At 32.7% G+C, this 24,309-nt stretch carries 26 protein-coding genes; 14 read left to right on the top strand and 12 right to left on the bottom strand.

Going from position 1 to position 24,309, the window contains the following annotated elements:
* Positions 1-10: 10 nt before the first annotated feature.
* Together PMT9312_RS01545 and PMT9312_RS01540 are read left to right on the top strand one after the other, a co-directional pair.
* Positions 11-2,419: a UvrD-helicase domain-containing protein gene (locus tag PMT9312_RS01545; RefSeq protein ID WP_011375868.1), complete on the top strand. Its 2,409-nt coding sequence runs from the start codon at positions 11-13 to the stop codon at positions 2,417-2,419.
* A 5-nt stretch (positions 2,420-2,424) separates the two neighbouring features.
* On the top strand, positions 2,425-3,672 hold the full coding sequence (locus PMT9312_RS01540; RefSeq protein WP_011375867.1) for a CCA tRNA nucleotidyltransferase: 1,248 nt from the start codon (positions 2,425-2,427) through the stop codon (positions 3,670-3,672).
* Here the strand turns inward: PMT9312_RS01540 and selD are convergent, their stop codons facing one another.
* Positions 3,673-5,844, bottom strand: coding sequence for a selenide, water dikinase SelD (gene selD / locus PMT9312_RS01535; protein WP_011375866.1), 2,172 nt, complete (start codon positions 5,842-5,844; stop codon positions 3,673-3,675).
* Positions 5,845-5,854: 10 nt separating this feature from the next.
* Between selD and mtnP the strand changes: the two genes are divergently transcribed.
* Positions 5,855-6,748 carry an S-methyl-5'-thioadenosine phosphorylase gene (mtnP, locus tag PMT9312_RS01530; RefSeq protein WP_011375865.1) on the top strand — a complete coding sequence of 298 codons (894 nt, stop codon included), beginning with the start codon at positions 5,855-5,857 and terminating at the stop codon, positions 6,746-6,748.
* 43 nt (positions 6,749-6,791) lie between these two features.
* On the opposite strand, the gene PMT9312_RS01525 is transcribed toward mtnP, so the two are convergent.
* From PMT9312_RS01525 to PMT9312_RS01505, 6 genes are all read right to left on the bottom strand, one after another.
* Positions 6,792-6,989 carry a photosystem II reaction center protein J gene (locus PMT9312_RS01525; protein ID WP_011375864.1) on the bottom strand — a complete coding sequence of 66 codons (198 nt, stop codon included), beginning with the start codon at positions 6,987-6,989 and terminating at the stop codon, positions 6,792-6,794.
* A gap of 9 nt (positions 6,990-6,998) precedes the next feature.
* Positions 6,999-7,118: a photosystem II reaction center protein L gene (locus PMT9312_RS09410; RefSeq protein ID WP_002806119.1), complete on the bottom strand. Its 120-nt coding sequence runs from the start codon at positions 7,116-7,118 to the stop codon at positions 6,999-7,001.
* 11 nt (positions 7,119-7,129) lie between these two features.
* Complete coding sequence (gene psbF / locus PMT9312_RS01520; protein WP_011375863.1) at positions 7,130-7,276, bottom strand: cytochrome b559 subunit beta; 147 nt, start codon at positions 7,274-7,276, stop codon at positions 7,130-7,132.
* Positions 7,277-7,278: 2 nt separating this feature from the next.
* The gene (gene psbE / locus PMT9312_RS01515) at positions 7,279-7,527 is read right to left on the bottom strand and encodes a cytochrome b559 subunit alpha (RefSeq protein WP_002806020.1); all 249 of its coding nucleotides are present in this window, start codon (positions 7,525-7,527) and stop codon (positions 7,279-7,281) included.
* A 135-nt stretch (positions 7,528-7,662) separates the two neighbouring features.
* A complete protein-coding gene (locus tag PMT9312_RS01510; RefSeq protein WP_011375861.1) occupies positions 7,663-8,679 on the bottom strand; it encodes a photosynthesis system II assembly factor Ycf48 in 1,017 nt (338 codons plus the stop codon).
* 9 nt (positions 8,680-8,688) lie between these two features.
* The gene (locus PMT9312_RS01505; protein ID WP_011375860.1) at positions 8,689-9,117 is read right to left on the bottom strand and encodes a rubredoxin; all 429 of its coding nucleotides are present in this window, start codon (positions 9,115-9,117) and stop codon (positions 8,689-8,691) included.
* Positions 9,118-9,193: 76 nt separating this feature from the next.
* Here PMT9312_RS01505 and PMT9312_RS01500 point away from each other — a divergent pair, with 76 nt between their 5' ends.
* Genes PMT9312_RS01500 through PMT9312_RS01490 form a run of 3 tightly spaced genes read left to right on the top strand, consistent with a single transcriptional unit; the run spans position 9,194 to position 10,825 of the window.
* Positions 9,194-9,556: an NAD(P)H-quinone oxidoreductase subunit 3 gene (locus PMT9312_RS01500; protein ID WP_011375859.1), complete on the top strand. Its 363-nt coding sequence runs from the start codon at positions 9,194-9,196 to the stop codon at positions 9,554-9,556.
* 4 nt (positions 9,557-9,560) lie between these two features.
* Positions 9,561-10,295, top strand: a complete 735-nt coding sequence (locus PMT9312_RS01495; protein ID WP_011375858.1) for an NADH dehydrogenase subunit K — start codon at positions 9,561-9,563, stop codon at positions 10,293-10,295.
* The gene (locus tag PMT9312_RS01490; protein ID WP_011375857.1) at positions 10,295-10,825 is read left to right on the top strand and encodes an NAD(P)H-quinone oxidoreductase subunit J; all 531 of its coding nucleotides are present in this window, start codon (positions 10,295-10,297) and stop codon (positions 10,823-10,825) included. The genes PMT9312_RS01495 and PMT9312_RS01490 overlap by 1 nt, the downstream gene beginning before the upstream one ends.
* Here PMT9312_RS01490 and PMT9312_RS01485 read toward each other — a convergent pair.
* Positions 10,822-12,207 carry a gluconeogenesis factor YvcK family protein gene (locus PMT9312_RS01485; RefSeq protein ID WP_011375856.1) on the bottom strand — a complete coding sequence of 462 codons (1,386 nt, stop codon included), beginning with the start codon at positions 12,205-12,207 and terminating at the stop codon, positions 10,822-10,824. The genes PMT9312_RS01490 and PMT9312_RS01485 overlap by 4 nt on opposite strands.
* 136 nt (positions 12,208-12,343) lie before the next feature.
* Here PMT9312_RS01485 and PMT9312_RS01480 point away from each other — a divergent pair, with 136 nt between their 5' ends.
* Positions 12,344-13,129, top strand: coding sequence for an ABC transporter ATP-binding protein (locus tag PMT9312_RS01480; protein WP_071813298.1), 786 nt, complete (start codon positions 12,344-12,346; stop codon positions 13,127-13,129).
* A gap of 5 nt (positions 13,130-13,134) precedes the next feature.
* Positions 13,135-13,980: an MlaD family protein gene (locus PMT9312_RS01475; RefSeq protein ID WP_011375854.1), complete on the top strand. Its 846-nt coding sequence runs from the start codon at positions 13,135-13,137 to the stop codon at positions 13,978-13,980.
* Positions 13,981-13,987: 7 nt separating this feature from the next.
* On the opposite strand, the gene bchD is transcribed toward PMT9312_RS01475, so the two are convergent.
* Positions 13,988-16,117, bottom strand: coding sequence for a magnesium chelatase ATPase subunit D (gene bchD, locus PMT9312_RS01470; RefSeq protein WP_049751241.1), 2,130 nt, complete (start codon positions 16,115-16,117; stop codon positions 13,988-13,990).
* Positions 16,118-16,213: 96 nt separating this feature from the next.
* Between bchD and folK the strand changes: the two genes are divergently transcribed.
* From folK to PMT9312_RS01455, 3 genes are read left to right on the top strand one after another with little or no spacing between them, the layout of a single operon-like run.
* Positions 16,214-16,780, top strand: a complete 567-nt coding sequence (gene folK, locus PMT9312_RS01465) for a 2-amino-4-hydroxy-6-hydroxymethyldihydropteridine diphosphokinase (protein ID WP_011375852.1) — start codon at positions 16,214-16,216, stop codon at positions 16,778-16,780.
* Positions 16,781-16,827: 47 nt separating this feature from the next.
* A complete protein-coding gene (locus PMT9312_RS01460) occupies positions 16,828-17,391 on the top strand; it encodes an NUDIX hydrolase (RefSeq protein ID WP_011375851.1) in 564 nt (187 codons plus the stop codon).
* Complete coding sequence (locus PMT9312_RS01455) at positions 17,388-18,824, top strand: cryptochrome/photolyase family protein (protein ID WP_011375850.1); 1,437 nt, start codon at positions 17,388-17,390, stop codon at positions 18,822-18,824. The genes PMT9312_RS01460 and PMT9312_RS01455 overlap by 4 nt, the downstream gene beginning before the upstream one ends.
* Here the strand turns inward: PMT9312_RS01455 and PMT9312_RS01450 are convergent.
* Both PMT9312_RS01450 and PMT9312_RS01445 read right to left on the bottom strand, forming a co-directional pair.
* Positions 18,809-20,014: a DegT/DnrJ/EryC1/StrS family aminotransferase gene (locus tag PMT9312_RS01450; RefSeq protein ID WP_011375849.1), complete on the bottom strand. Its 1,206-nt coding sequence runs from the start codon at positions 20,012-20,014 to the stop codon at positions 18,809-18,811. The genes PMT9312_RS01455 and PMT9312_RS01450 overlap by 16 nt on opposite strands.
* Positions 20,015-20,067: 53 nt before the next feature.
* Positions 20,068-20,661: a thioredoxin family protein gene (locus PMT9312_RS01445; protein WP_011375848.1), complete on the bottom strand. Its 594-nt coding sequence runs from the start codon at positions 20,659-20,661 to the stop codon at positions 20,068-20,070.
* Positions 20,662-20,765: 104 nt separating this feature from the next.
* Between PMT9312_RS01445 and fabI the strand changes: the two genes are divergently transcribed.
* The 3 genes from fabI (at position 20,766) to PMT9312_RS01430 (ending at position 23,731) form a co-directional block, all read left to right on the top strand.
* Entirely contained in the window at positions 20,766-21,548 is a 783-nt protein-coding gene (fabI, locus tag PMT9312_RS01440; RefSeq protein ID WP_011375847.1) for an enoyl-ACP reductase FabI, read from the top strand.
* Positions 21,549-21,568: 20 nt separating this feature from the next.
* Positions 21,569-22,174 carry an imidazoleglycerol-phosphate dehydratase HisB gene (gene hisB / locus PMT9312_RS01435; RefSeq protein ID WP_011375846.1) on the top strand — a complete coding sequence of 202 codons (606 nt, stop codon included), beginning with the start codon at positions 21,569-21,571 and terminating at the stop codon, positions 22,172-22,174.
* Positions 22,175-22,246: 72 nt separating this feature from the next.
* Positions 22,247-23,731, top strand: coding sequence for a carotenoid oxygenase family protein (locus tag PMT9312_RS01430; RefSeq protein WP_011375845.1), 1,485 nt, complete (start codon positions 22,247-22,249; stop codon positions 23,729-23,731).
* Positions 23,732-23,733: 2 nt separating this feature from the next.
* Here the strand turns inward: PMT9312_RS01430 and rdgB are convergent, their stop codons facing one another.
* The gene (gene rdgB, locus PMT9312_RS01425; protein WP_011375844.1) at positions 23,734-24,309 is read right to left on the bottom strand and encodes an RdgB/HAM1 family non-canonical purine NTP pyrophosphatase; all 576 of its coding nucleotides are present in this window, start codon (positions 24,307-24,309) and stop codon (positions 23,734-23,736) included.

Here is a 24,309-nt window from a genome sequence, read left to right as displayed (position 1 = left end):
CCTTCCAAAAGTGCCTCAAACCAACAATTTCCTTTTTAAGTCCCTAAACAAACAACAACTTCAAGCAGTAAAACATGTTTATGGACCACTATTAGTTGTAGCAGGTGCAGGTAGCGGAAAAACTAAGGCTCTTACTCACAGAATTGCAAACCTTATAGAGGGTAACTCTATAGATCCCTATAACATTCTGGCAGTCACTTTCACTAACAAAGCTGCTAAAGAAATGAAAGCAAGATTAGAGGTTCTTCTAGCCCAAGAATTAGCTTTTAATCAATTTGGTCAGCCTTGGACAACTCTCAAAGAAATTGATCAAAATCAATTAAGAACAAACGTTCACCAAGAGAGGCTTCAGAACCTTTGGATCGGTACTTTCCATTCTTTATTTTCAAGACTTCTGAGATACGATATTGAAAAATATACTGATCCAGAAGGCCTAAAATGGACGAGGCAATTTTCAATTTACGATGAAACAGATTCTCAAACATTAGTAAAAGAAATTATCAGTCAAGATATGAATCTTGACCCAAAAAGATATGATCCCAAAAAGATTAAAAGATTAATAAGTAATGCTAAAAATCAATGCTTAACTTCTAATGATCTTTTAGAAAAAGCAGATAATAATTTTGATAAAACAGTTGCAGAAGCCTACAGGAGATATAGAATTTCGCTTTCAAAAAATAATTCTTTAGATTTTGATGATCTTCTACTTTTGCCTGTTTTCTTATTAAGACAAAATGATATGGTCAGAGATTACTGGCACAAAAGATTTAAACATATTTTAGTTGACGAATATCAAGATACAAATAGAACACAATATGAACTTATAAAATTAATTACGGCTGGAAATACTGAACCAAAAAAATTCTTCAATTGGGAAGATCGGTCAATTTTTGTAGTTGGGGATGCTGATCAAAGTATTTATAGTTTCAGAGCAGCTGACTTCAGAATTTTAATTGGTTTTCAAGAAGATTTTAAAACTTCAATCAACGACGATACAAAATCATCTTTAATTAAATTAGAAGAAAATTATAGGTCATCTTCTAATATCCTTGATGCTGCAAACTCACTAATTGAAAACAACTCTGAAAGAATTGACAAAGTTTTAAAGGCTACTAAAGAAAAAGGGGAACTTTTAACGTTACTCAGCTGTGATGATGAAATTTCCGAGGCAGAAGCAATTACCAATAAAATAAAATCACTCAATAACTATAATCAAAACCCAATTTGGAAAAATTTTGCAATTTTATATCGAACCAGGGCTCAGTCAAGAGTATTAGAAGAATCTCTTGTAAGGTGGCGCATTCCTTATACAATTTTTGGAGGATTGCGTTTTTATGATAGAAGAGAAATTAAAGATGCAATAGCATATTTGAAAGTTCTGGTTAATTCTTCAGATAACGTTAGTCTTTTGCGAATCATAAATGTTCCTAGAAGAGGGATTGGTAAGACTACTATTCAAAAACTTAATGAATTATCTAATAGGTTAAATATCCCATTATGGGAGGTTCTTAATGATAAGCAAAGTCTTGAAGAAACAATAGGCCGATCATCAAAAGGAATTAATAAATTTACTGAAGTTATGAATGATCTACTGTGTTACCTAGAAAATTCAGGCCCCGCTCAACTACTACAACTTATATTAGAAAAAAGTGGTTATTTAAGTGACTTGCTCTCTAATGGGACTGAAGAATCTGAAGATAGAAGAAATAACTTACAAGAACTAATTAATGCAGCTACTCAATATGAAGAAGAAACAGAAAGTGGGGATGTAGAGGGATTTCTTTCTACAGCAGCCTTAACAACTGATAATGATACGAAAAAAAATAATCCCAACTCTGTAACTCTCATGACTCTGCATAATAGTAAAGGTTTAGAATTTCAAAATGTTTTTATCACTGGGCTAGAACAAGGTCTCTTCCCTAGCCATAGATCAATAGATACTCCCTCACTTCTTGAAGAGGAAAGAAGATTATGCTATGTAGGTATTACTAGAGCTAAAGAAAGAGTTTTCTTAAGTCATGCTAGAGAAAGAAGATTATGGGGTGGAATGCGTGAAGCAACAATTCCTTCAATATTTCTTTCAGAAATACCTGAAGATTTAATGGATGGCGAATTACCACAAACTGGTGGTGCTTCAATTAGAAGAGATTGGCATCTTGAACGTTTAACTAGAGTTGATCGAAACAATCCAAATGAATTTGTTAACAAACCAATAAATGCAGTAAGGAAATTATATTCAGGTCCCAGTAAAGGGAAAAGCTGGATAGTTGGAGATAAGCTAATTCACTCAAAGTTTGGGAAAGGTGAAATCATACATATTTTTGGGAGTGGGGAAAAAATATCTTTAGCAGTAAAATTTGGTGATAAAGGAAGTAAAATTCTAGATCCCAGATTAGCTCCAATTCGTTATGTAAGTTAAAACTCATGAACGATATCTCTGATTACATCCAAGGAGAATTAATAAAAACTCCATTTAATCTATATAACCTAATTGCTAAATACATAGAATCTAATAACAATACTAAAGTAGCTTTTGTTGGCGGTTATTTAAGAGATTTATTAATTAGTAAATTCCACAAAAAATCGTTTTCTAAACCTGTAGATATTGATCTTGTAATTGAAGGATCCTCTATTTCTCTTGCAAAATTTATAAAAAAAAATATTGTAAATGTCGATTTATGTCTCATCAAGGAATTTAATTTATACAACACTGTAGAAATAAATATTAATGACTATAAAATTGATATTGCTTCTGCAAGAAAAGAAATTTATTCTGCTCCAGGCTTAAATCCCACGGTAAATAAAAGTACTATTGAGGAGGATCTTAAGAGGAGAGATTTCACTATAAATTCAATAGCCTTCGAGGTCTCGACAAGGAAAATCTATGATCTTTATGGAGGAATTTCTGATATAAAAAGTAAAAAGTTGAACTTACTTCACAGTAATAGTATTTCAGATGATCCAAGTAGATTAATTAGATGTGCAAAATATGCTTCAAGGTTAGATTTCAATATTTCAAATAGTTCCCTCAAACAATCTCAAGAAACAGTTAGAAAATGGCCATGGAAAATTTCAGAAACTCACCAGAAAATGATTTACCCTGCTGCACTAGGAATACGAATAAGGATGGAACTAGCTGAAATATGCAAACACGATAATTTGACTAATGTGATTTCGATAATTCATAAATGGGAAATTATCTCAATCTTAAATGAAAATATTAAGGTCGATAAAAGGTTTTTAAGAGGACTAAATTGGATTAAGAGGTTAAAGGGAAATCATATGCTTTACTTATTAAAAGATTCAGAAGATTTAGAAAAAGCATGTAAAAGATTTTTGGTAAATAATAGTGAGATAAAAATATTAGAAGATTATTTTAATATCAAAAAGATATTAAATACAAACCAAAAAAATTTCAATCATTTTTCTCCATCAAGTTGGACAGAATTTATTGAGGACAGAAACCTTAATGATGAGACAGTCAAATTATTAATTTGTGATGGAGGACCATACTGGCGTAAATTGTTTAAGTGGTTATTTATTTACAAATTCATAAAATCAAAAAAAGATGGAGAAACATTAAAAAAAGAAGGATGGGATCCAGGGAAGGAGATGGGAAAGGAAATCAAAAGATTAAGATATTTAGAAATTGACAAATTCAATAGAAATTAATTACATTTTTAAAACTTCTCCAACCTTGTACCATTTATCCTTTAGAACATTTTCATATTTAGGATTGCAACTTATCAACAAGGGTCCACATGTTTGAGGATCTAATAGTAATGATATTCTCTCGTTAAAAGTCTGATGATCTAATGAATTTTCGTTTAAAAAATTAATTATTCTTTTTTGCTTATTTAATTTATAAATTTTGTCAAAAATTTCTCTATTAGATTCAAAGAAAGTACTTTTAACATCTTTTCTTATTAAATCAAATACTCCAGGATAAGCTTTAAATGCAAATAAATCTAATAAAACTTTTAGTGGCTCAAGATGATTGTTTTGCCTATATAAATTAGATGATTCAACCATTTCTTTAAGATGTCCAATAAATCCATATCCAGTAATGTCAGTCGCAGCATTGACTAATGATTCTTTAAATTGATTTTGAAAAAGATAAATTTCATCAATCAAATATTGCTGACTCTTTAATAAATTATTAATTATTTCAGAAGAACTACCTAGCATATTAATATTTTGCATTTGACCGGCAAAGTAAATCCCAACGCCCAGGGGTCTAGACATCATGAGAATATCTCCAATATTCATTCCAGATTTAAGCCATGGTTTTGCTCCATTTTTTAAAATACCTTGAACTGTTAAAGAAATATCTATTCCTAATGAATAAGGTTTATTTACTAAACTTCTTGCCTCGAAAGTATGGCCTCCAAGTAATTCACCTCCATGATCCTCAACTGTTGATTTAATACCTTGAAGTGATTGAGAAAAGAGGTAACTCTGAAATTCCCTTTCAACTTTTGGTAATGAAATTAAAGCCTGCGCGGATGCAAGTTTTGCTCCGCATGCCCACAAATCTGAGCAAGCATGCAAAGTAGTAATTTTTGCATTAAGCCATGGATCACTTACCAAAGCAGGAAATCCATCTACACTTTGCAAGATAATATCTTGACCATTTTGATATATCTCAACTGAATCTTCAGGTGATGAGGCAAAAGAACTTAAATTAGAATTTATTAATGATTTATTCAAAACAAACTGAGGAATTTTAGCTGCACATCCTCTGCAATCATTCAATGAAATATTTTTTTCACTACTTTTCATAATTAGCCTTTTTGATCTGAACTTTTTAATAAAGTTGAGATCAATCTTATACTTTAAAATCCAAAAAAGAAAAGAAGGGCCGAAAACAAAATTGCGATAAATAGCAAATGCCTTTGGATGATGGCTTGGAAATATATTTACTATTTGCAATCCGATCTTTTGAGGAAACCACTTTTTTAATGATCTCCCTTCTATATCTTTTTTTAGATTTTGGACTAATGTATTTACAACTTTTACTGCAAAAACTCCCGATGCTGGTCTTTTTGCTGAACCTACAACTGCACAATCACCGACTGCAAAGATTCCAGAGAAACTTTTTATCTGCAAATTCTGATTTGTGATTATTCTGCCATGAGAATCCGAATCTAATAATTTTTTGTTTGCCCATAAAGGAGATGTATTTCCAGTACATAAAAGAATCTTGCCATAATCAAAATTAAGTTTTTCAACTAAATCAATATTGGAATTCCGTAAACTTTTTAGAATTGTATTATTAATTTTTCTTGAATCACATAATAGTTTTAAAGGTCTATCTCCCCATCTTTTTCTCAAAGCATATGATACTTCAATTGCAGCAAGGCCACTCCCAACAATTACAAATGGAAGTTCATTAACTGAATCAAAAATGTCCTCTTTTAGTATTGAGTCATAAGCCCTTAAAAAAGGTTTAATTGAAAAAGCATTTCGATTTTTAACTAGTGATTCAAATTCTTTTGGAATTATTGTTTGACTTCCATAATTAAGAACCAACTTCGAATAATTAACTGAAGGTCTATTACCTAAAACAATTTTCTTTAAATTGAAATCAATATCCTTTACTTCTTCTTCTATAAAAGATACTTTTGCATTTTTTGCTAAAGATTTTATATCAATTAAACTCTCTTCTATAGTGATTGATTTTGAAATTACCGATGGGAATATCGCCGAATAAACCAAATGAGAATCTCTAGATATAATTGAAACAGGAATTTCTGGCATTAATTTCGGAAACATTAACCATTTCTTTAATAAAGAAACATTTGAGTGTCCTCCTCCAATTAGTACCAGATGATTAAAAGTCATTTACATCACTATGAATAAAGAACATTTATTACCAATTGAAAAATCAAGATTAGGAGTGATTGGTGGAAGTGGATTTTATTCAATGGATCAAATAGAGTACTTAAGAGAAATAGAAATCAATACTCCCTATGGTAAACCTTCTGATTCAATAAAAGTATATAATCTTGGAAACCTAGAGATAGCATTCATTCCTCGACATGGCAGAACACATAGTTTAAATCCTTCTGAAATCCCTTACAAAGCTAATATTTGGGCTCTAAGATCAATAGGAGTAAGATGGATTATTGCTCCATCAGCAGTTGGTTCATTACAAGAACAGATAAGGCCACTTGATATAGTAGTTCCAGATCAATTTATAGATCGGACAAAAAATAGACCTGCAACCTTCTTTAACGAGGGAGCTGTTGCTCACATAACTATGGGAGATCCCTTCTGCACAAATTTATCACGTATATTAAGTGAAATCGCAGAAAAAAATATTCCTGGCGGTAGACAATTGCATAGAGGGGGTACCTATCTAGCAATGGAAGGTCCCGCTTTCTCAACTAGAGCAGAATCTAATTTATATAGGAGTTGGGGATGTTCAATAATTGGAATGACGAACCACACAGAAGCAAGATTAGCTAAAGAAGCTGAAATAGCTTACTCCTCCTTATCTATGGTTACTGATTATGATTGCTGGAATCAAACTCATCAAGAAGTTTCTGTAGAGATGGTTTTGGATAATCTTAGATCAAATACTGAAGTGGCTAATAAAATAATATTTGAAGTAGCTAAATTAATTGAAAAAGAAAGACCAAAAAGCAAGTCTCATTTTTCATTAAAAGATGGATTGATAACCCAAAAAGAAAATATCCCAAGCTCCACGAAAGAGAAACTAAGGATATTTACTGATTCTTATTAGGCTTATTTGATATAAGTGATTATCAGTCCAAGGTAAGGATTTGTTAGCCTCCAGCTCCAACACCTTGGTATGAACCATAGAAGAATATTCCTAATACGAAGATAACTGCAATTCCACCTGCTGTAGCAACAAGCCATAGAGGAAGAGTTCCTTCAGTCCATCTTCTTTCCCATGCAACTGCTGGTCTACCGTCGGGAAGTCTATCTGGAATTCTTCCATCAGGTCCTTTTAATTTACTCATGATTTTAATTTAATTGAAAAAGTAACTGGAAAATAAAATTCCCAATACAAAGACTGATAATAAGCCTAAATAAAGGCTTGTACGATTAAGTTCAACTGGAACTTTGTTAGGATTTTCGTTTACTTGCATGATAGTTAAATTTATCGGGCTACGAATTGCATAGCAGCAATAGAACCTAAAAAGAATACTGATGGGATAGCTAGAGCGTGAACTGCTAGCCAACGGACAGTAAATATAGGATAGACGCGGACTTCCGCAGCCTGCATTGGAGCTTGAGAATTAGTCATTGTTATTTTGTTCTTAAATCTAGTTGAGATTTAGCTTCATATCTTTGTGTTACGACAGGTGCTTTAGATTCAGATGATTGGAAATAACTATCTGGACGAGGAGTTCCGAAAGCATCGTAGGCTAAGCCTGTATATACAAATAAGAAGCCTGCTATAAAGATAGCTGGTAATGTTACTGCATGAATAATCCAGTATCTAATACTGGTGATTATTTCAAAGAATGGGCGTTCACCCGTTGAACCTGCGGCCATAATCACAAATGTTTACCCTATGATCTTACAGTGTAAAATCATAAGTTCGCGAAGAAATTAACAGGTTGGTTACAGACAGTTGCTAAATCTTTCAAAAATTAATTTTTTTTTACTATTAACTCAAGTTATTTAAAGTTAGCTATTCCATTTAAGGATATAACCACGCTCGCCAAGTACAAATCCTTTTTGATTGTCTAAAGCCTCCTTATCAAGAAAAACTATTTTAATGTAGTTTGTTGGCAATTCAGCAGCAATAGGATATTTATTCCAAGTTTTACCTTGATCTTTACTTACTATTAAAGTTCCATTACCCCCGCCAGCCCATATATCACCATTTGGATCCCATCCCATATCTAGATAATTGTATCCATTAAGAATTGGTATAATAGGCTTAGACCAATTTTCTAGGTCATTAGTATCTTCATTAAATCTAATTTCTGCCCCTCTAGAAAGCATCCATAAACTTCCTTCTGGATTAAAACCAATACTTTGAACTCTTTTGCTACTAGCTCTTTGATGAGCGATCCATGAATTACTATCATTTTCCAAAGTAGAAAAGAAATTACCCAGACTACTTACGCTGACATAATCTCCTTTATCAGTTCTTCTCAAATCTCTTACACCACCTGAACCAGATGCGTCAAGAACCTTTGCATTCCATGATTCACCACTATCTGATGTTTGATAGATAGCACCTGCAGTGGTAGCCAATTCCGCAACCCCATCATCAACAGTCGTTATTAGATATGGCTGGCCTGGCAATTTGTTACCTAGAGATAAACGAGTCCAATTTTTCCCCGCATCAAGTGTATGCATAACCAATGAGGGCTGGCCTATCAACCATCCCTCTTGACCTTTAAAATCAATATCTATAAGACGAAAGTTCTCTTCACTTGGTAAATCTAAATTCCTTTTCTCCCACGTTTCTCCCCCATCATTTGATTCCATAATAAGTCTATTAGAACCTACTAAAAATCCATTATTATTATCTATAAAATCAACATCTAGGGCATTTGCCTGATCCTGAAACTGAATTGTTTTCCAAGGGCTACTATCACTCATCTTCACTCCTGTAGATGAACAACTACTTAAAACGAAGCAAAGAAGTATAGATAAGAGAAGATTGGGAAAACTGGTAATAATTTTTTTCATTTATCTATATTAATGCAAAGAGTACAAAGAAAGGAAACATGCTGCGGCAAAAGCCAAACCTCCAAAAATTAATATATTTTTTTGGCCAGAAGGCAAGCTATTGAAACCAAATCCGTAAGTTAAATTTTCTTCAAAACCACTAGCCTTAGATTTAGGTCCTATATCTTTATAAAAATTCTTACCAGCTCTGCAAACGGGGCAAACGAATGTATTACCATCTAACTCTAAAAAGGGCGTATTTTTGGGTATATTTAATTTTTTATTACCTTCAGAGGGATCATAAATGTATCCACAACTTCTACATTCGAATCTATTTTGTTCTAAATTAATGTAAGGTTGTTCAATATTTACTCCTGAGGAGTTTGCAGAAAGTTTTTCTTTCTCAAAATTTTCAACTATTTTGTTTTCCTCAGAGGCTGGTTGAATGTTTTCACTCACGGTTTATTATTGTTCTTTAAGAACTTTAAAAGATTTTGCTTAATTAAGCGACTTTTATTCAAAATTAATTTTTAAGATGTTTTTATTAACTGGCTATGAATATTTTTTAGGTTTCCTATTAATAGCAGCTGCTGTCCCAATATTAGCTTTAGTTACTAATCTCATTGTTGCCCCTAAAGGAAGAACTGGGGAAAGAAAACTAACATATGAATCCGGAATGGAGCCTATAGGAGGAGCATGGATTCAATTTAATATTCGTTATTACATGTTCGCCTTAGTTTTCGTTATATTTGATGTAGAGACAGTATTCCTCTATCCTTGGGCTGTTGCCTTTAATAGATTAGGCTTATTAGCATTTATTGAGGCACTGATTTTCATTGCAATACTCGTTATCGCTTTGGCTTACGCATGGAGAAAAGGTGCTTTAGAATGGAGTTAAAAAATTGAACCCACAATTATCCCCAAAAGCTATAAGGGAAATCAGAGAAGGAACTTGCAATCCCCTTGGTGCACCACAAGTAACTACAGATTTAAGTGAAAATATAATCCTAACAAGCTTAGATGATCTTCATAATTGGGCTAGATTAAGTAGTCTTTGGCCTCTTCTATACGGAACAGCTTGTTGTTTTATTGAATTTGCTGCACTAATTGGTTCTAGATTTGATTTTGACAGGTTTGGATTAGTACCGAGAAGCTCTCCAAGACAAGCAGATCTATTAATAGTCGCAGGGACAGTAACGATGAAAATGGCTCCAGCCCTAGTAAGACTTTATGAGCAGATGCCTGAGCCAAAATATGTTATTGCAATGGGTGCTTGTACAATCACAGGTGGAATGTTTAGCGCAGATTCTACTACTGCTGTCAGAGGCGTTGATAAATTAATACCAGTCGATTTATATCTTCCAGGATGTCCACCAAGACCAGAAGCAATTTTTGATGCTGTAATAAAATTAAGAAAAAAAGTAGGTAATGAATCAATTTTAGAGCGGGAAAAAACAGAGCAAACCCACAGGTACATAACATATAAACACGAAATGAATCTTGTTTTCTCTCAAAATACTGGTGAATATTTAAACAAAACTTCAACGAATGTTTTTCCTTCCTCCAAAAAAGAAAAAATAACTGAATTACCTGAAAACAGGGAACAAACCGAAATTATTAATAGTGAAGAAGAGTAATGGAAAAAGACGGTTTAGCTAAATCCACAGATACTTCAATAGAAAAAGAAGGATTCATGAGTCAAAATTTATCTAAAGTTGGCATTCCAAACCAACCGTTAGATTATGATCATGCGGGAATAGAAAACATTTCTGTTGAACCTAGCAAATTATATGAAGCTGTATCTGCTTTAACAAACTACGGTTTTAACTATCTCCAATGTCAAGGTGGCTATGATGAGGGGCCTGGTAAAAATCTTGTTAGTTTCTATCATTTCATTACTGTTGATGATCTACATAAAATCGAAAAGATTCAAGAAGTTAGATTAAAAGTCTTCTTAAAAAGAGATTCGGATTTATCAATTCCCAGTTTGTATAAAATTTTTAAAGGAAGTGATTGGCAAGAAAGAGAAACATATGACATGTTTGGAATAAATTTTATAGATCATCCAAATCCCAAAAGACTCCTAATGCCTGAAGACTGGAGAGGATGGCCATTGAGAAAAGACTATATTCAACCAGACTTCTATGAACTTCAAGATGCTTATTAGTTTAATTTCTTTAATTTGCGGTACATGAAAATAACCGCTCTTGCTAGTCTCCTAGGATCATGTCTAAGAGTGGGAGTGATTCTTCTTGAATACAATGGTGCCTGCAAAACATAATAACCCTCAGATAATAATTTTTCTTTATTACATTGGACAGGTTCTGCTCCCCTACTTGCGTAATAGTCTACTAGAGGAGACTTTTCAAATAGAGCCTGAGATAGAATCGCATTAAAAATTCTAGTATTAACTCCAAAATTTGATAATTGTTTTTCTATTGATTTGATATGTTGATAAACATTAAGTCCATCTGTTTCGCCAGGCTGAGTCATCAAATTACTTATATAAATTTTGGGAGCATTATTTTGCAATAAAGCATCTACTATCTCGGGTACCAATAAGTTTGGCAATAAGGAAGTGTATAGACTACCAGGGCCAAGAACAATTAAGTCAGCTTCTTTTATAGATTCCAGAGCACTTGGGAGAGCAGAAGGATTTTCTGGCAAGTATCCAATCTTTGAAATTAATTTTTTAGATTTACTGATATTGCTTTCACCAAAAATTTTTTGACCATCCTCTAATTCAGCCCATAACATTACATCAATATTTGTAGCAGGTAAAACTTGACCTTGTACAGCTAAAACCTTACTAGAGGCTTGTACTGCTTTTTCTAAACTACCTGTAATTGTTGTTAAAGCTGACAAAAATAGATTCCCAAAACTATGACCCTCTAGGCCACTACCTCCTGAAAATCTATATTGAAATAATCTAGTTAAAATTGGTTCTTCGTTTGATAAGGCAGCCAAACAATTTCTAATATCTCCTGGAGGTTGGACACCTAATTGTTTTCTAAGAATTCCACTACTTCCGCCATCATCGGATACAGTTACGATTGCTGTAATATTACTGCTGTAATTTTTTAAGCCTTTCAATAAAGTAGATAAGCCTGTTCCTCCACCAATTGCGACAATATTAGGGCCCCTGTTTAATTTACTCTTAACTCTTAATGCATCAACTAAAAATGTGCTTTTTTCTGGAGCAAGGGCTTTTTTAATAGAATTAATACTTCTATTTTGTCCAATCCCAATTAATAAAAGTCCAAGAACAAAAATTAATGGCCCCAATAATGAAACAGGTAAGATACTAGTTAAGCCTGTCATTATCCCAAAAAATACTTCAATAAGCCAATAGAGTGGCCTTAAATTTGTCCAAATTACTAGTCCTAATAATGATGTCAAAAATCCAATTGCAGATGTAATCATCCATCTTTTTATTACCAAGCCTGGTAAAAGCCAACTCAAAATTCTTAAAATTTCATTTAGCAAGACAAATTTGGACTTTTCAAAATACTTATAATATCTTCTAATTCTTTTTTTTTGATTATTCATTAAAAACCTCTTAAATTATTTTTCACAAATTTAAAAAAAAGATATATGCATTATAAATCAAATTCACACATCCTTTTTTTATTTCTAAAAATAGGCAATATGTAATATAAAGATGACTTTTTCTTTAATATAGATTTTGCAAAAATCAAAGCATTCAGTTGAAACAAAAAACCTCTCAATAAGCTGGGGAGAGGTTAATGTGCTTAATCAACTAAATTTTAAACTGAATGATGGAGAGAAATTAGCAATAGTTGGCCCCTCCGGTTCCGGAAAATCAACTATCTTAAAAATATTAGCAGGCCTTATTTTACCCACCAAAGGGGAATTAAGAATATTTGGTGAAAAACAAACATATTTGAGACTAGACCAAAATAATCCTCCTGATGTAAGACTAGTTTTTCAAAACCCAGCATTATTAGGATCTTTAACTATTGAAGAAAATGTAGGTTTTCTCCTTAAAAGAAACAAAAACCTATCTAAAAAGTTAATTCATAAAATCGTATGTGAATGTTTGGCTGAGGTGGGATTATTTAATGTTGAGAATAAACTTCCCAATGAATTAAGCGGAGGCATGCAAAAAAGAGTAAGTTTTGCTAGAGCTTTAATTACAGATCAAACTCTTAACGCAAATACTAAACCTTTGTTACTTTTTGATGAACCGACTGCTGGTCTTGATCCAATTGCCTCCTCAAGAATTGAAGATTTAATAAACAAAACAAATGATAAAGCCAAAGGATCATCTATTGTGGTTAGCCATGTTCTTAGTACTATAGAAAGGACTTCAGAAAGAGTTTTAATGCTTTATGGAGGTAAATTTAGATGGGCAGGTTCTATTGATGAATTCAAAGAGAGTAATGATCCTTATGTATTTCAATTTCGACATGGGAAACTTGATGGTCCAATGCAACCCAAAGACATTTAGAAATTATGCGTAGAAGCTTACGAGATTCAATAGTTGGATTTTCCTTACTGGGAGGAATCTTAACATTCACATTTTTTTCTTTTTGGCTCAAAGGAGTAAGATTATCCTCAAAAAATTGGCACCTTTTTGCCGAATTCAATAACGCAAGCGGTTTATCAAAAAAATCTCCAGTTACTTATAGAGGAATTTTAGTAGGTTCAATAGATGATATTTTGTTTACTAATGAATCAATTCAAGCAAAAATAGTTTTAAATAATCCTGAAATTATTCTTCCCAAGCCAGCATTTGCAAGAGTAGTTACTAATTCTTTCCTTGGAGGAGATGTCCAAGTCGCTTTAGAAACTAGTGAAAAAACAATTTCTAAAAACATCGCAAAACCTACATCCGAAAAATGCGATAGCAAATTAATTATTTGTCAGGGAGATACAATCACAGGGAAACAACTATCAAGTCTGTCAAATATAACAAATAGACTTAGCCAGCTTCTAAAAGAATCAAATCAAGAAAACATAATTGAAAATATTGTTAAATCAATTGACCAATTTGATAGAACCCAAGAAAACCTTGATGAACTAATTTATTTATCAAAGCAAGAAATACTAAGAATTGAGCCTTTAATAAATGAAATCACAATTGCTGCTAATCATTTAAATAAGATTTTATCTACTATTGACAATGAAGAAACACTCAACGACATTAAATTGACAATTAATGCTGCAAGCTCGATCTCCAGCAAAATGGATGATGTGAGTGATGATTTTGTAAAATTAACAAAAGATAAAGAATTAACCAAATCTATAAGGGACTTAACTATTGGACTGTCAAAATTTCTTAACGAAATTTATCCATAATTTAGAATCAGAATTCATTTATAGCATTTAAAGCCATAGCTGCGATTGCTTTATCTGTAGCTTTTGGCAATTGAACATATTTACCTCTAGCTGCCTCTGCTAATTCTTTACCAAAGCCACTTGCAATAAATTTTCTCTCTGTATCAATTATTAAGAGTTTTATTCCAAGTATCGGATATTTTGCAGCAATATCAAGAACCTCTTGTTTTAAATTGACATTTTCATTATCTTTTTCTTCAACCTCATTTTTTCCTAAGGACAATCCTAAGGGTACATTGCCTCTTCCATCAGTAATAGCCACAACAATAACTTGACCGATATCTCCTGTAGAAAGAGCATTTTTTGCTACTTTCGCTGATTGTGTTAGCCCATGAGCCAAAGGTGATCCTCCTCCGCAAGGCATTGTTTCAAGCCTTCTTTTTGCTGCAGTTATAGATCTTGTTGGAGGTAAAAGAACTTCGGCCTGATTACCTCTAAAGGGAATTAGAGCTACTTCATCTCTATTTTCATATGCCTCTGTCAAAAGTCTTATTACTGCACCTTTGGCACTTTGCATTCTATTTAATGCCATAGAGCCGCTCGCATCAACCAGAAAAATAACTAATGCACCTGCTTTTTTTTGTAAAAGCTTTGCTCTAAAATCATTTTCTTCAATAACTATTGATTTATTAGGGTTTCTTAATCTTCTTGATTTTTGATAAGGTGCAGCAGCTCGAAGAGTTGCATCTACTGCAATTCTTTTTACTTTGCCTCTTGGAATAACTGGCTTTACATATCTTCCTCTACTGTCACTAAATATCACTGATCTACTTCCACTATTTCCTGCTTTTGCTTTGGCAGATGAAAAAAGCAGTAAATCAGGGTCAACCATACATGCCTCAGGATCTAATATAAATTCTTCGGGTATTTCAGGGGTAGATTCTTCTTCTCCATCAGAATTATCTTCTTCTTGCTCTTGATCTTGATTATTATCGTTTTCATTAGCCTCAGGTTCCGAGTCATCATTATTTGATTGAGGTGGGGGAGGAGGACTCTGATCCTCTGGAGGAGGAGGTTGTATATCTTCATCTTCAGGTGGTATTTGCATTGCTCTCGGAAGGATAACTAACCTTACTGCGACTTTTAGGTCTTCAGAATTTACATTCTCATCACCCCTAAGAGCTGCATTTGCCTTTGCTACTTTTACTGCAAACAATTCTGACCTATGACCTTCTACGCCTCCTCTAAGAGCCTCATTCACTAAATAGGTTATTTGCTCTTTTGTTATCTTGACATCCTTTAACCACTGCCTTGCTAAAATTAATTGAGTAGATAAATTATCAGATTCTTCGGACCACTTTTCTGAAAATTTAATATTATTTTCTGCGTGTGATAAAACAGATTTTGTAATCTCAACTCTTTGAGTATTATCAATAGATTGATCTGCGGAAAGCACAATCGCAAAACGATCTAAAACATGATCTCTTAAAGCACCTTCTTCAGGATTATAAGTTGCTATTAAAAGTGACTTACAAGGATGAGAAAGGCTCAAACCATCTCTTTCAATATTATTTTTCTCTCTTCCCGTAGCTTCAAGAATTAAATTTACAATACCATCATCCAATAAATTTATATCGTCTACATAAAGAACACCTCTATGAGCTTCTGCCAAAATTCCAGGCTGAAAAACTTGTTCCCCCGTACTTAATGAAGCAGCAACGTCAATTGATCCAACAAGTCTGTCTTCAGTTATGCCAATAGGAACTTGAATAAATGGTGCCTCTCTTACTTTTTTTGGAATTTCTTCAATTTGATTCAAATAATCACTTCCAATTGCCTCCTCTAACAATTTATTAGTACTAATATCCCATTCTTCAGGTTTATCTGGATCTAGGTTCCTACCAATAGGTCTTAATGAAGTATTACTATTTCTCTTAGTTAGCTTTTCCAGTATTAATTCATTATCTAATACCTCTATAGGAGGGAGTAAAGTATGCAAACCCCTTGCTAATACTGACTTTCCAGTACCTCTTCCGCCAGCGATAACCACTCCCCCTAAACTGGGATCAACTGCTGCTAGAAGCAAAGATAATTTTAATAAGCTATGACCTGTAATTGCAGCTAAAGGGAAAGCTCTAAAAGAATCCTTTGACTTCATTAAATCCTTTATCTCTCCTTTTTCTGTTAACTCGGGGTTCAAAATCACTTTAAAAATGCCTGATATAGAATTTATCCAATAACTTTGTTTTTTGTAGTGGAATTATCAAATCTTAATATCAAAAATGGACTATGTATATCCCTAGGAGCAAATATTGATAGTAAATTCGGAAGCCCTCTTGAGTCACTATTAATTTGCAAACCAAAAATAGAAGAAATAATAAATGAGTGGGGCGATCATTCCAACAAAAAAAAAGAAGAGAAAAGAAAATTTCATGCAAACTTTTTTTGGTCTTCAATTTATGAGACATTACCTCATGGAGTTGAGAATGAACAGCCCAATTATTTAAATACTCTTTTGCTCATAAAAAGTAATTCTTTTCCAAAACCATCAAATAAAAAGGCGAAATTACTTTTAAAAGAACTAAAAAAGTTAGAGAGATCTTTCGGAAGAGAAAAGACGCCAAAGGGTAAGAAATGGCTATCAAGATGTCTCGATTTAGATATTCTCTGGTGGGAAGATTTTCATACGGTTGACGAGGAATTAACATTACCTCACCCTAGATTCATGAACCGAAATTTCGTTATTACACCACTATCTGAGATCTTAAGTAGAAGCCAAAAAATCAAAAAGTTTGATGACCCAAAATGGTCTATCAAATGATTTACAAAACCAAAAAATAACTGTTAGGCTATTTTTATTTTAAAATTATGGGCAATAAAAACTTTATAAAAAAATCCATTTTTAAAGAAAAAATATCTGAGTTAAAATCTAAAAAATTTAGTTTCGAAATAAATAGAATTGAGCTTCCAAATGGACATGAAGCTGAATATGGATACATTAAGCATCCTGGCGCTGCCCTAGCAGTGCCTATTACAAAAGACAATAAAGTTATCATTCTCCGGCAATATAGATTTGCTGTTTCGAGGTATTTATTAGAATTTCCAGCAGGTACATTAGAAATAGGCGAAACACCTATTAATTCAATTAAAAGAGAAATACAAGAAGAGACTGGATTTAGTGCAAACAAATGGGATGAACTAGGAACTCTTGTCCCCGCTCCTGGTTATGCAGATGAAGAAATTTATTTATTTTTAGCGCGTCAATTGAGCAAACTAAATTCAGAGGTTAAAGGAGATTTAGATGAAGATATAGAAGTATTAATTTTAGATCCCGACGAACTTGATAATCTTATTTCTAGTGGGGATGAAATTCTTGACGCAAAAACTGTGACAGCTTGGTTTAGAGCTAAACAATTTTTAGATAAATTATGAATAATCCTAGAATACTATTTTGGCATAGAAAGGATTTAAGAATATTCGATAATCAAGCTTTAATCAAAGCATTTTCATTATCAAATGCTATTACTTCAACTTATATATTAGATAGAAATTACACACACGATTTTAGTGCAAATTCAAGAGCTTGGTTTCTAGGAGATTCGCTTCAAGAATTAGGAAATAATTGGGAAAAAATGGGTAGTAGACTAGTTATAGAAGAAGGAGATCCTGTATTAATAATCCCTCAATTAGCAAAGACAATAGATGCTAAATTTGTTATTTGGAATAAAACAATTGAACCTTATGAGATTAATCGAGATTTACAAATAAAAAAAAATTTAAAAGAAAAAAATATTCAAGTTATTGAATCTTGGGATCACTTATTAGTAGAACCTTTAAAAATATTTTCAGGGAATAATAAACCTTATTCGGTTTATGGACCTTTTTATAAAAACCTTAAATCAAAAATGAATTTATTAGGGTTATATGATCAAGATAAAGTTATTTTCCAGTTTAAAGATATAGATAATAAGCTAAAAGAAAATAAGTTAATAAATTCATCTGATTCCACCCTAAAGAAATTTCTCAAAAATATCAAATTTTCTGGATCTAATATTTGTCCATGTAGACCAGGTGAGAACGGTGCAGAAATATTATTAGAAAAATTCATTAACGAAAAAAATATATATTCTTACAATTCCGCAAGAGATTTGCCTTCCCATAATGGGACATCTTTTTTAAGTGCATCGCTTAGATTCGGAACCATCAGCATTAGAAAAGTTTGGAATGCCACATTAGATTTAAATTCGGATTTTGAAAGTCATGAAAATTCCCTATCAATTGAAACTTGGCAAAAAGAACTTGTTTGGCGTGAATTTTATCAACATTGCTTATTCCATTTCCCAGAGCTAGAGAAAGGTCCATATAGAAAAAAATGGGGTCAATTTCCATGGCAAAACAATAATGAATGGTTTCAGCATTGGAGCAACGGCGAGACTGGTGTACCTATAGTTGATGCTGCAATGCGTCAACTAAACAGTACTGGCTGGATGCATAACAGATGTCGAATGATAGTCGCTTCATTTCTAGTAAAAGATCTTATATGCAGTTGGCAAATGGGCGAGAAAAAATTTATGGAGACGTTGGTTGATGGAGACTTAGCCGCAAATAATGGGGGGTGGCAGTGGAGCGCTAGTAGCGGTATGGATCCAAAACCACTAAGAATTTTTAATCCATATACTCAAGCAAAAAAATTTGATCCTATCTGCGAATATATAAAATCTTGGATTCCTGAATTGTCTAAAGTGTCAAATTCAGACCTATTAAATGGCGAGATATCTAATTTAGAAAAAAATAATTATTCAACCCCTATTGTCGATCACAACATACAGCAAAGATTATTTAAATCACTTTATGCTGAAATTTGAATTTCCTCTATGCAATTCTTTAAAACTTTATTTAAATTTTCTGCGACATAAACTTGCTCTTCATAAGAAATTTCAGGAAACATTGGAAGACTGAGAACTTCCGTACAAATCCTCTCTGTATTAATAAGTTTTGTTCTAGAAAAATTTTTATTTTTGTATGCTATTTGTGCATGTATTGGAATTGGGTAATAGATAATTGAGTTAATACCTTTTTCAGAAAGCTTTTGTTTTACCAAATTCCTTAAGGAATAGTATTTTTTGCAATCAGTATCAAATAAATTCGAAAAATCTTCATTTAAAAAATATTTATCGTTTCTTAATTTGATGACAAATTGATTCCAAGAATGGGAAATTGAATCAGAGCTAATTTTAGGAAAACTAATAAATGGATTTTTTTCTAATAAATCAAGGTAATTATTAGCGATTTTTTGGCGATTATTAATCCACTTACAAATATATTTAATTTTGATATTTAATATGGCAGCTTGAATGGTATCTAGTCTGCTGTTATATCCAATTTGAGTATGGTGATATCTTATTGGGCTACCATGAACAGCTAGTTCTCTAATTTTTCTTGCAATCTTCTGATCAGATGTTGTCACTGCTCCACCATCTCCAGCAGCCCCTAAATTCTTGGTAGGGAAAAAGCTAAAACAACCTATGTCACCGATACTACCAACTTTGGAATTTTCCCACATTGTGCATGTTGCCTGAGCACAATCTTCGATTACTTTTAAGTCATATTTGTTAGCCAATGATTTTATTAAGGTCATATTCACTGCATTACCAAATAAATGAACTGGCATAATTGCCTTGGTATTTGAATTTATTTTCTGTTCTATTAGTTCAGTATTAATAAGATAAGTCTCAGGATCTATATCTACCAAAACAGGGTGAGCGCCAACTGCACTAATAGCCTCTGCAGTTGCAAAAAAGCTAAAGGATGAGGTAATAACTTCGTCTCCCACACCAATATCTAATGCGCGCAAAGCTAACACTAAAGCATCAGTTCCACTGTTACATCCAATAGTATTTTCAACACCAATCAGATTAGAAAATTTTTCTTCAAAAATGGTAACTTCTTCTCCTTTGATATATTGACAACCATTTAAAACTTTTAAAACTTCTCTCTCAATTTCAGAACCAATTTCTTGGTACTGCCTATTTAAAGTAAATGGAGGTATCTGCATAGTGAATATATTAACTCTAAACCATATTTCTATGGGTAAAAAAACATTTTAATTCATTTAAACCAACTGGGTTCTTTACCAGGAGTCCATTTAATATTGCAACCTAAAGACGGAATCTGATTTAAAGGATAAGAATTATCTTGATTCAAATCTCTTACAGCAGATCGCAAATCTTCACCTGAAAGAGGGATATTATTTCCTGGTCTACTATCATCTAATTGACCATGATAATACAATAAAAAATTACCATTTCCTTTATTTGAAAAAAGATAAAAATCTGGGGTGCATGCTGCTTTTAACTCCTTAGCAAAATTTTGATTTTCATCATATAGATAAGGGAAACTCCATCCCAGTGATTGTGCTTGTAATTTCAAATTTTTAGGAGAATCTGAAGGATGAGTGACAATATCATTACTAGAAATTGCTACTGTTTGAACTGTATGCTCAATTTCTTTGTTTAAGGTGAAAATTTGTTTCTCAATATACTTAACAAATGGGCAATGGGCACAAATAAACATCAAAAGTAAATGCCGACTATCTAGATTATGAGAATTAAAATATTCATTATTTGAAGAATTAGCATTTAACATTTCGAAATTAGGTAATTGAAAACCTAATTCCAAAACCATAGAATTTGTTCTGACCATATTTAAATTAAATATTTCTTATATTTGAAAATTATTGTATATTTTGCAGTAATCCGTAAAGATAGGTACTTTTGTATAGGAGAATAATATAAATAATAAACAAAATGCTTCTAAATCTAACTGGCAAAAAAATTCTCGTTACAGGAATTGCCAACAATCGTTCAATAGCATGGGGTATAGCTCAACAACTTTCAAAAGCTGGCGCAGAACTTGGAATAACATATTTGCCTGACGATAAAGGAAGATTCGAATCTAAAGTCAGAGAACTAACTGAACCATTAAACCCATCTTTATTTTTGCCTCTTGATGTTCAAAATCCAGCTCAAATAGAAGAAATCTTTGAAAATATTAAAAACAATTGGGGGGGAATTGACGGTCTAGTTCACTGCTTGGCATTTGCAGGTCGCGACGAATTGATTGGAGATTATAGTGCTACCTCATCAGAGGGTTTTGATAGAGCCCTTAATATAAGTGCATATTCATTAGCACCTTTATGTAAAGCAGCAAAACCACTTTTTAGTGATGGTGCTGGAGTTGTCTCCTTAACTTATTTAGGATCAGAGAGGGCGATTCCTAATTACAACGTAATGGGAGTTGCCAAAGCAGCCTTGGAAGCCTCAGTAAGATATCTTTCTGCTGAACTTGGACCCGAAAAACAAGTTAGAGTCAATGCAATAAGTGCAGGACCAATAAGAACACTTGCAAGTTCTGCTATAGGTGGCATTTTAGATATGATTCACAATGTTGAAGAAAAAGCTCCTTTACGCAGAACAGTCACTCAAACGGAAGTCGGTAATACTGCTGCTTTTTTATTAAGTGATCTCTCTAGCGGCATTTCAGGCCAAACAATTTATGTTGATGCGGGTTACTGCATTAATGGAATGTAAACTAAATTTTTTGCATAAAAATGTCATCTCTAAGGCAATCTGAAATAAAAAGAAAAACGAATGAAACAGATATTTCTGTATTGATAAACTTAGATGGGAATGGGATTTCCGAGATTGAAACCGGGATACCATTCTTAGATCATATGCTTCATCAAATATCCAGTCATGGTTTATTCGATTTAAAAATAAAAGCGATTGGAGATACCCATATTGATGATCATCATACAAATGAAGATGTAGGAATCGCGTTAGGCAAAGCATTTTCAAAAGCCTTGGGAGAACGAAAAGGAATAAGTAGATTTGGACATTTCTTTGCTCCATTAGATGAGGCATTAGTTCAAGTGACTTTAGACTGTTCCGGCAGACCACATCTATCTTATGATCTTCAGTTAAAAGCTCCTAGAATTGGCAATTATGATACTGAACTAGTAAAAGAGTTTTTTATTGCCTTTGTAAATAACAGTGGTATTACTCTGCATATTAATCAAATAAGAGGTAGCAATTCACATCATATAGTTGAGGCTTGCTTTAAAGCTTTTTCAAGAGCAATGAGAATGGCTACCGAAATAGATCTAAGAAGATCTGATTCAATTCCAAGCAGTAAAGGAATGCTAGAAAATCAATAAAATAGCAATTTTTTCGAATCAGCCACAATTCAGTTGATTTTTGGCGAAAATAAAAGGAGTAATTATTTTGTTGTGACTAATTTACAAGATAAAAAAATTGATAAATTTAAAAGTTTTAATAAAGAAGATTGGTCAAGTGCGTATCAAAATGTAGAAAAGGAGCTAACCAAGGAGCCTCTAAAAATTAGCAAAGGTAATAATATAAAAAATTTAAATGGAACATTATTAAGAAATGGACCAGGAATATTAGAGAGAGGTGGACAATGGGTTCATCATCCATTTGATGGTGATGGAATGATAACTTCCATAAAATTCGAAAATGGTCAGCCATTTTTAACAAATAGATTTGTTAAAACTAAAGGCTATTTGGAAGAAGAAAAAATAAATAAATTTATTTATAGAGGTGTATTTGGGACACAAAAAAATGGAGGAATTCTAAATAATGCATTAGATCTAAAATTCAAGAATATCGCTAATACTCATGTTGTTAAATTAGGAGATGAAATTCTCGCATTATGGGAAGCAGCCGGTCCACATGCAATGGATCCTGATAGTCTTAACACTATTGGTTTAACAACATTAAAAGGGGTACTCAAGCCTAACGAAGCATTTAGTGCCCATCCCAAAACAGACCTAAATTCAAATGCATCTTCAGAACTTTTAGTCACTTTTGGAGTACAAACCGGGCCAAAAAGTACCATTAGATTAATGGAATTTAATAATGCTGGTACAAATTCTGGAGAGCTCATTTTCGACAGAAAAGATACCCTTAATGGCTTTGCATTCCTTCATGATTTCGCAATTACAACTAATTGGGCAATATTTTTACAGAATGCTATTGATTTCAATCCTCTTCCATTTGTAATGGGCCAAAGAGGAGCAGCTCAATGTCTAAAGTCAAACCCAAATAAAAAGGCAAAGTTTTTTATCATCCCCAGAGAAAGTGGATTATTTAGAGGTCAGCCACCGCTAACAATAGATGCTCCAGAAGGATTCGTTTTTCATCATGTAAATGCATTTGAAAAAGATTCCAAAATCATATTAGATAGTATTTTTTATGATGATTTTCCATCAGTTGGTCCAGACGAGAATTTTAGGGATATTGACTTTGATAAATATCCAGAAGGAAAACTGAAAAGATCAATTATCGATCTAAAGAAAAAAACTAGTGAACTTGAAACTTTAAGTGAACAATGTTGTGAATTTGCTGTTGTTAATCCTAAAAACTTAGGATTAACAGCAACTTTTAGTTGGATGGCAAGCACATCTCAAAAGATGGGGAACGCTCCACTGCAAGCAATAAAAAAAATAAATTTAACATCTAAGGAAGAGATTTCTTGGTCAGCTGGTCCAAGTGGATTCGTAAGTGAACCAATCATGGTTCCATCAGAAAACTCCTCTAAGGAAGATGAGGGATTTTTGTTTATACTTTTATGGAACGGAGAAAGAAGAGGAAGCGATTTAGTGATATTAGATGCAAAAGACTTAAAAGAATTAGCTGTTTATGAATTACCCATTTCAATTCCTCATGGCCTTCATGGATCTTGGGTTAATTGAATTTAAGAAAAAATTTCAATTAAATCTGGAATAATTTTTTTTAATGCTTTACCTCTATGACTACAAGAGTCTTTAATATCATTATTCATTTCTGCAAAAGTTAATCTGGTAGAACTCTCCTCAAAAATTGGGTCATACCCAAAACCACCTTTCCCTCTCGGGTTTAAAATAATATTGCCATGACATTTGGCCTCAGATTCAATAATCACTTCACCATTTGGGGAACAAACACAAATATTGGCAATAAAGAAAGCACTTCTACTTTGAACTCCATCAAGTTCTTTTAAAACTCGTTCAATTCTCTTCTGATCATTTTCTGCATATCTAGATGAGTAAATGCCAGGCTTACCATCTAGTGCTTCAATACAAATTCCTGAATCATCAGCTATTGAGAAATTATTTGTTTTTCTAGAAACTTCACTCGCTTTTTTAATTGCATTATCTCGAAATGTCATTCCATCCTCTTCAACTTCTAATGATTCTGGCTGGAGTAATAATTTACAATTAACTCCAGCAAGCAATTTCTTATATTCTTCAATTTTACCTTTATTCTTACTCGCTAAATATAAATTTTTCAT

The sequence above is a fragment of the Prochlorococcus marinus str. MIT 9312 genome (genome assembly GCF_000012645.1).
Taxonomy (GTDB): Bacteria; Cyanobacteriota; Cyanobacteriia; order PCC-6307; family Cyanobiaceae; genus Prochlorococcus_A; species Prochlorococcus_A marinus_L.
Note: the sequence above shows the minus strand (reverse complement) of the source record. Positions and strands in the feature narration are given on the sequence as shown.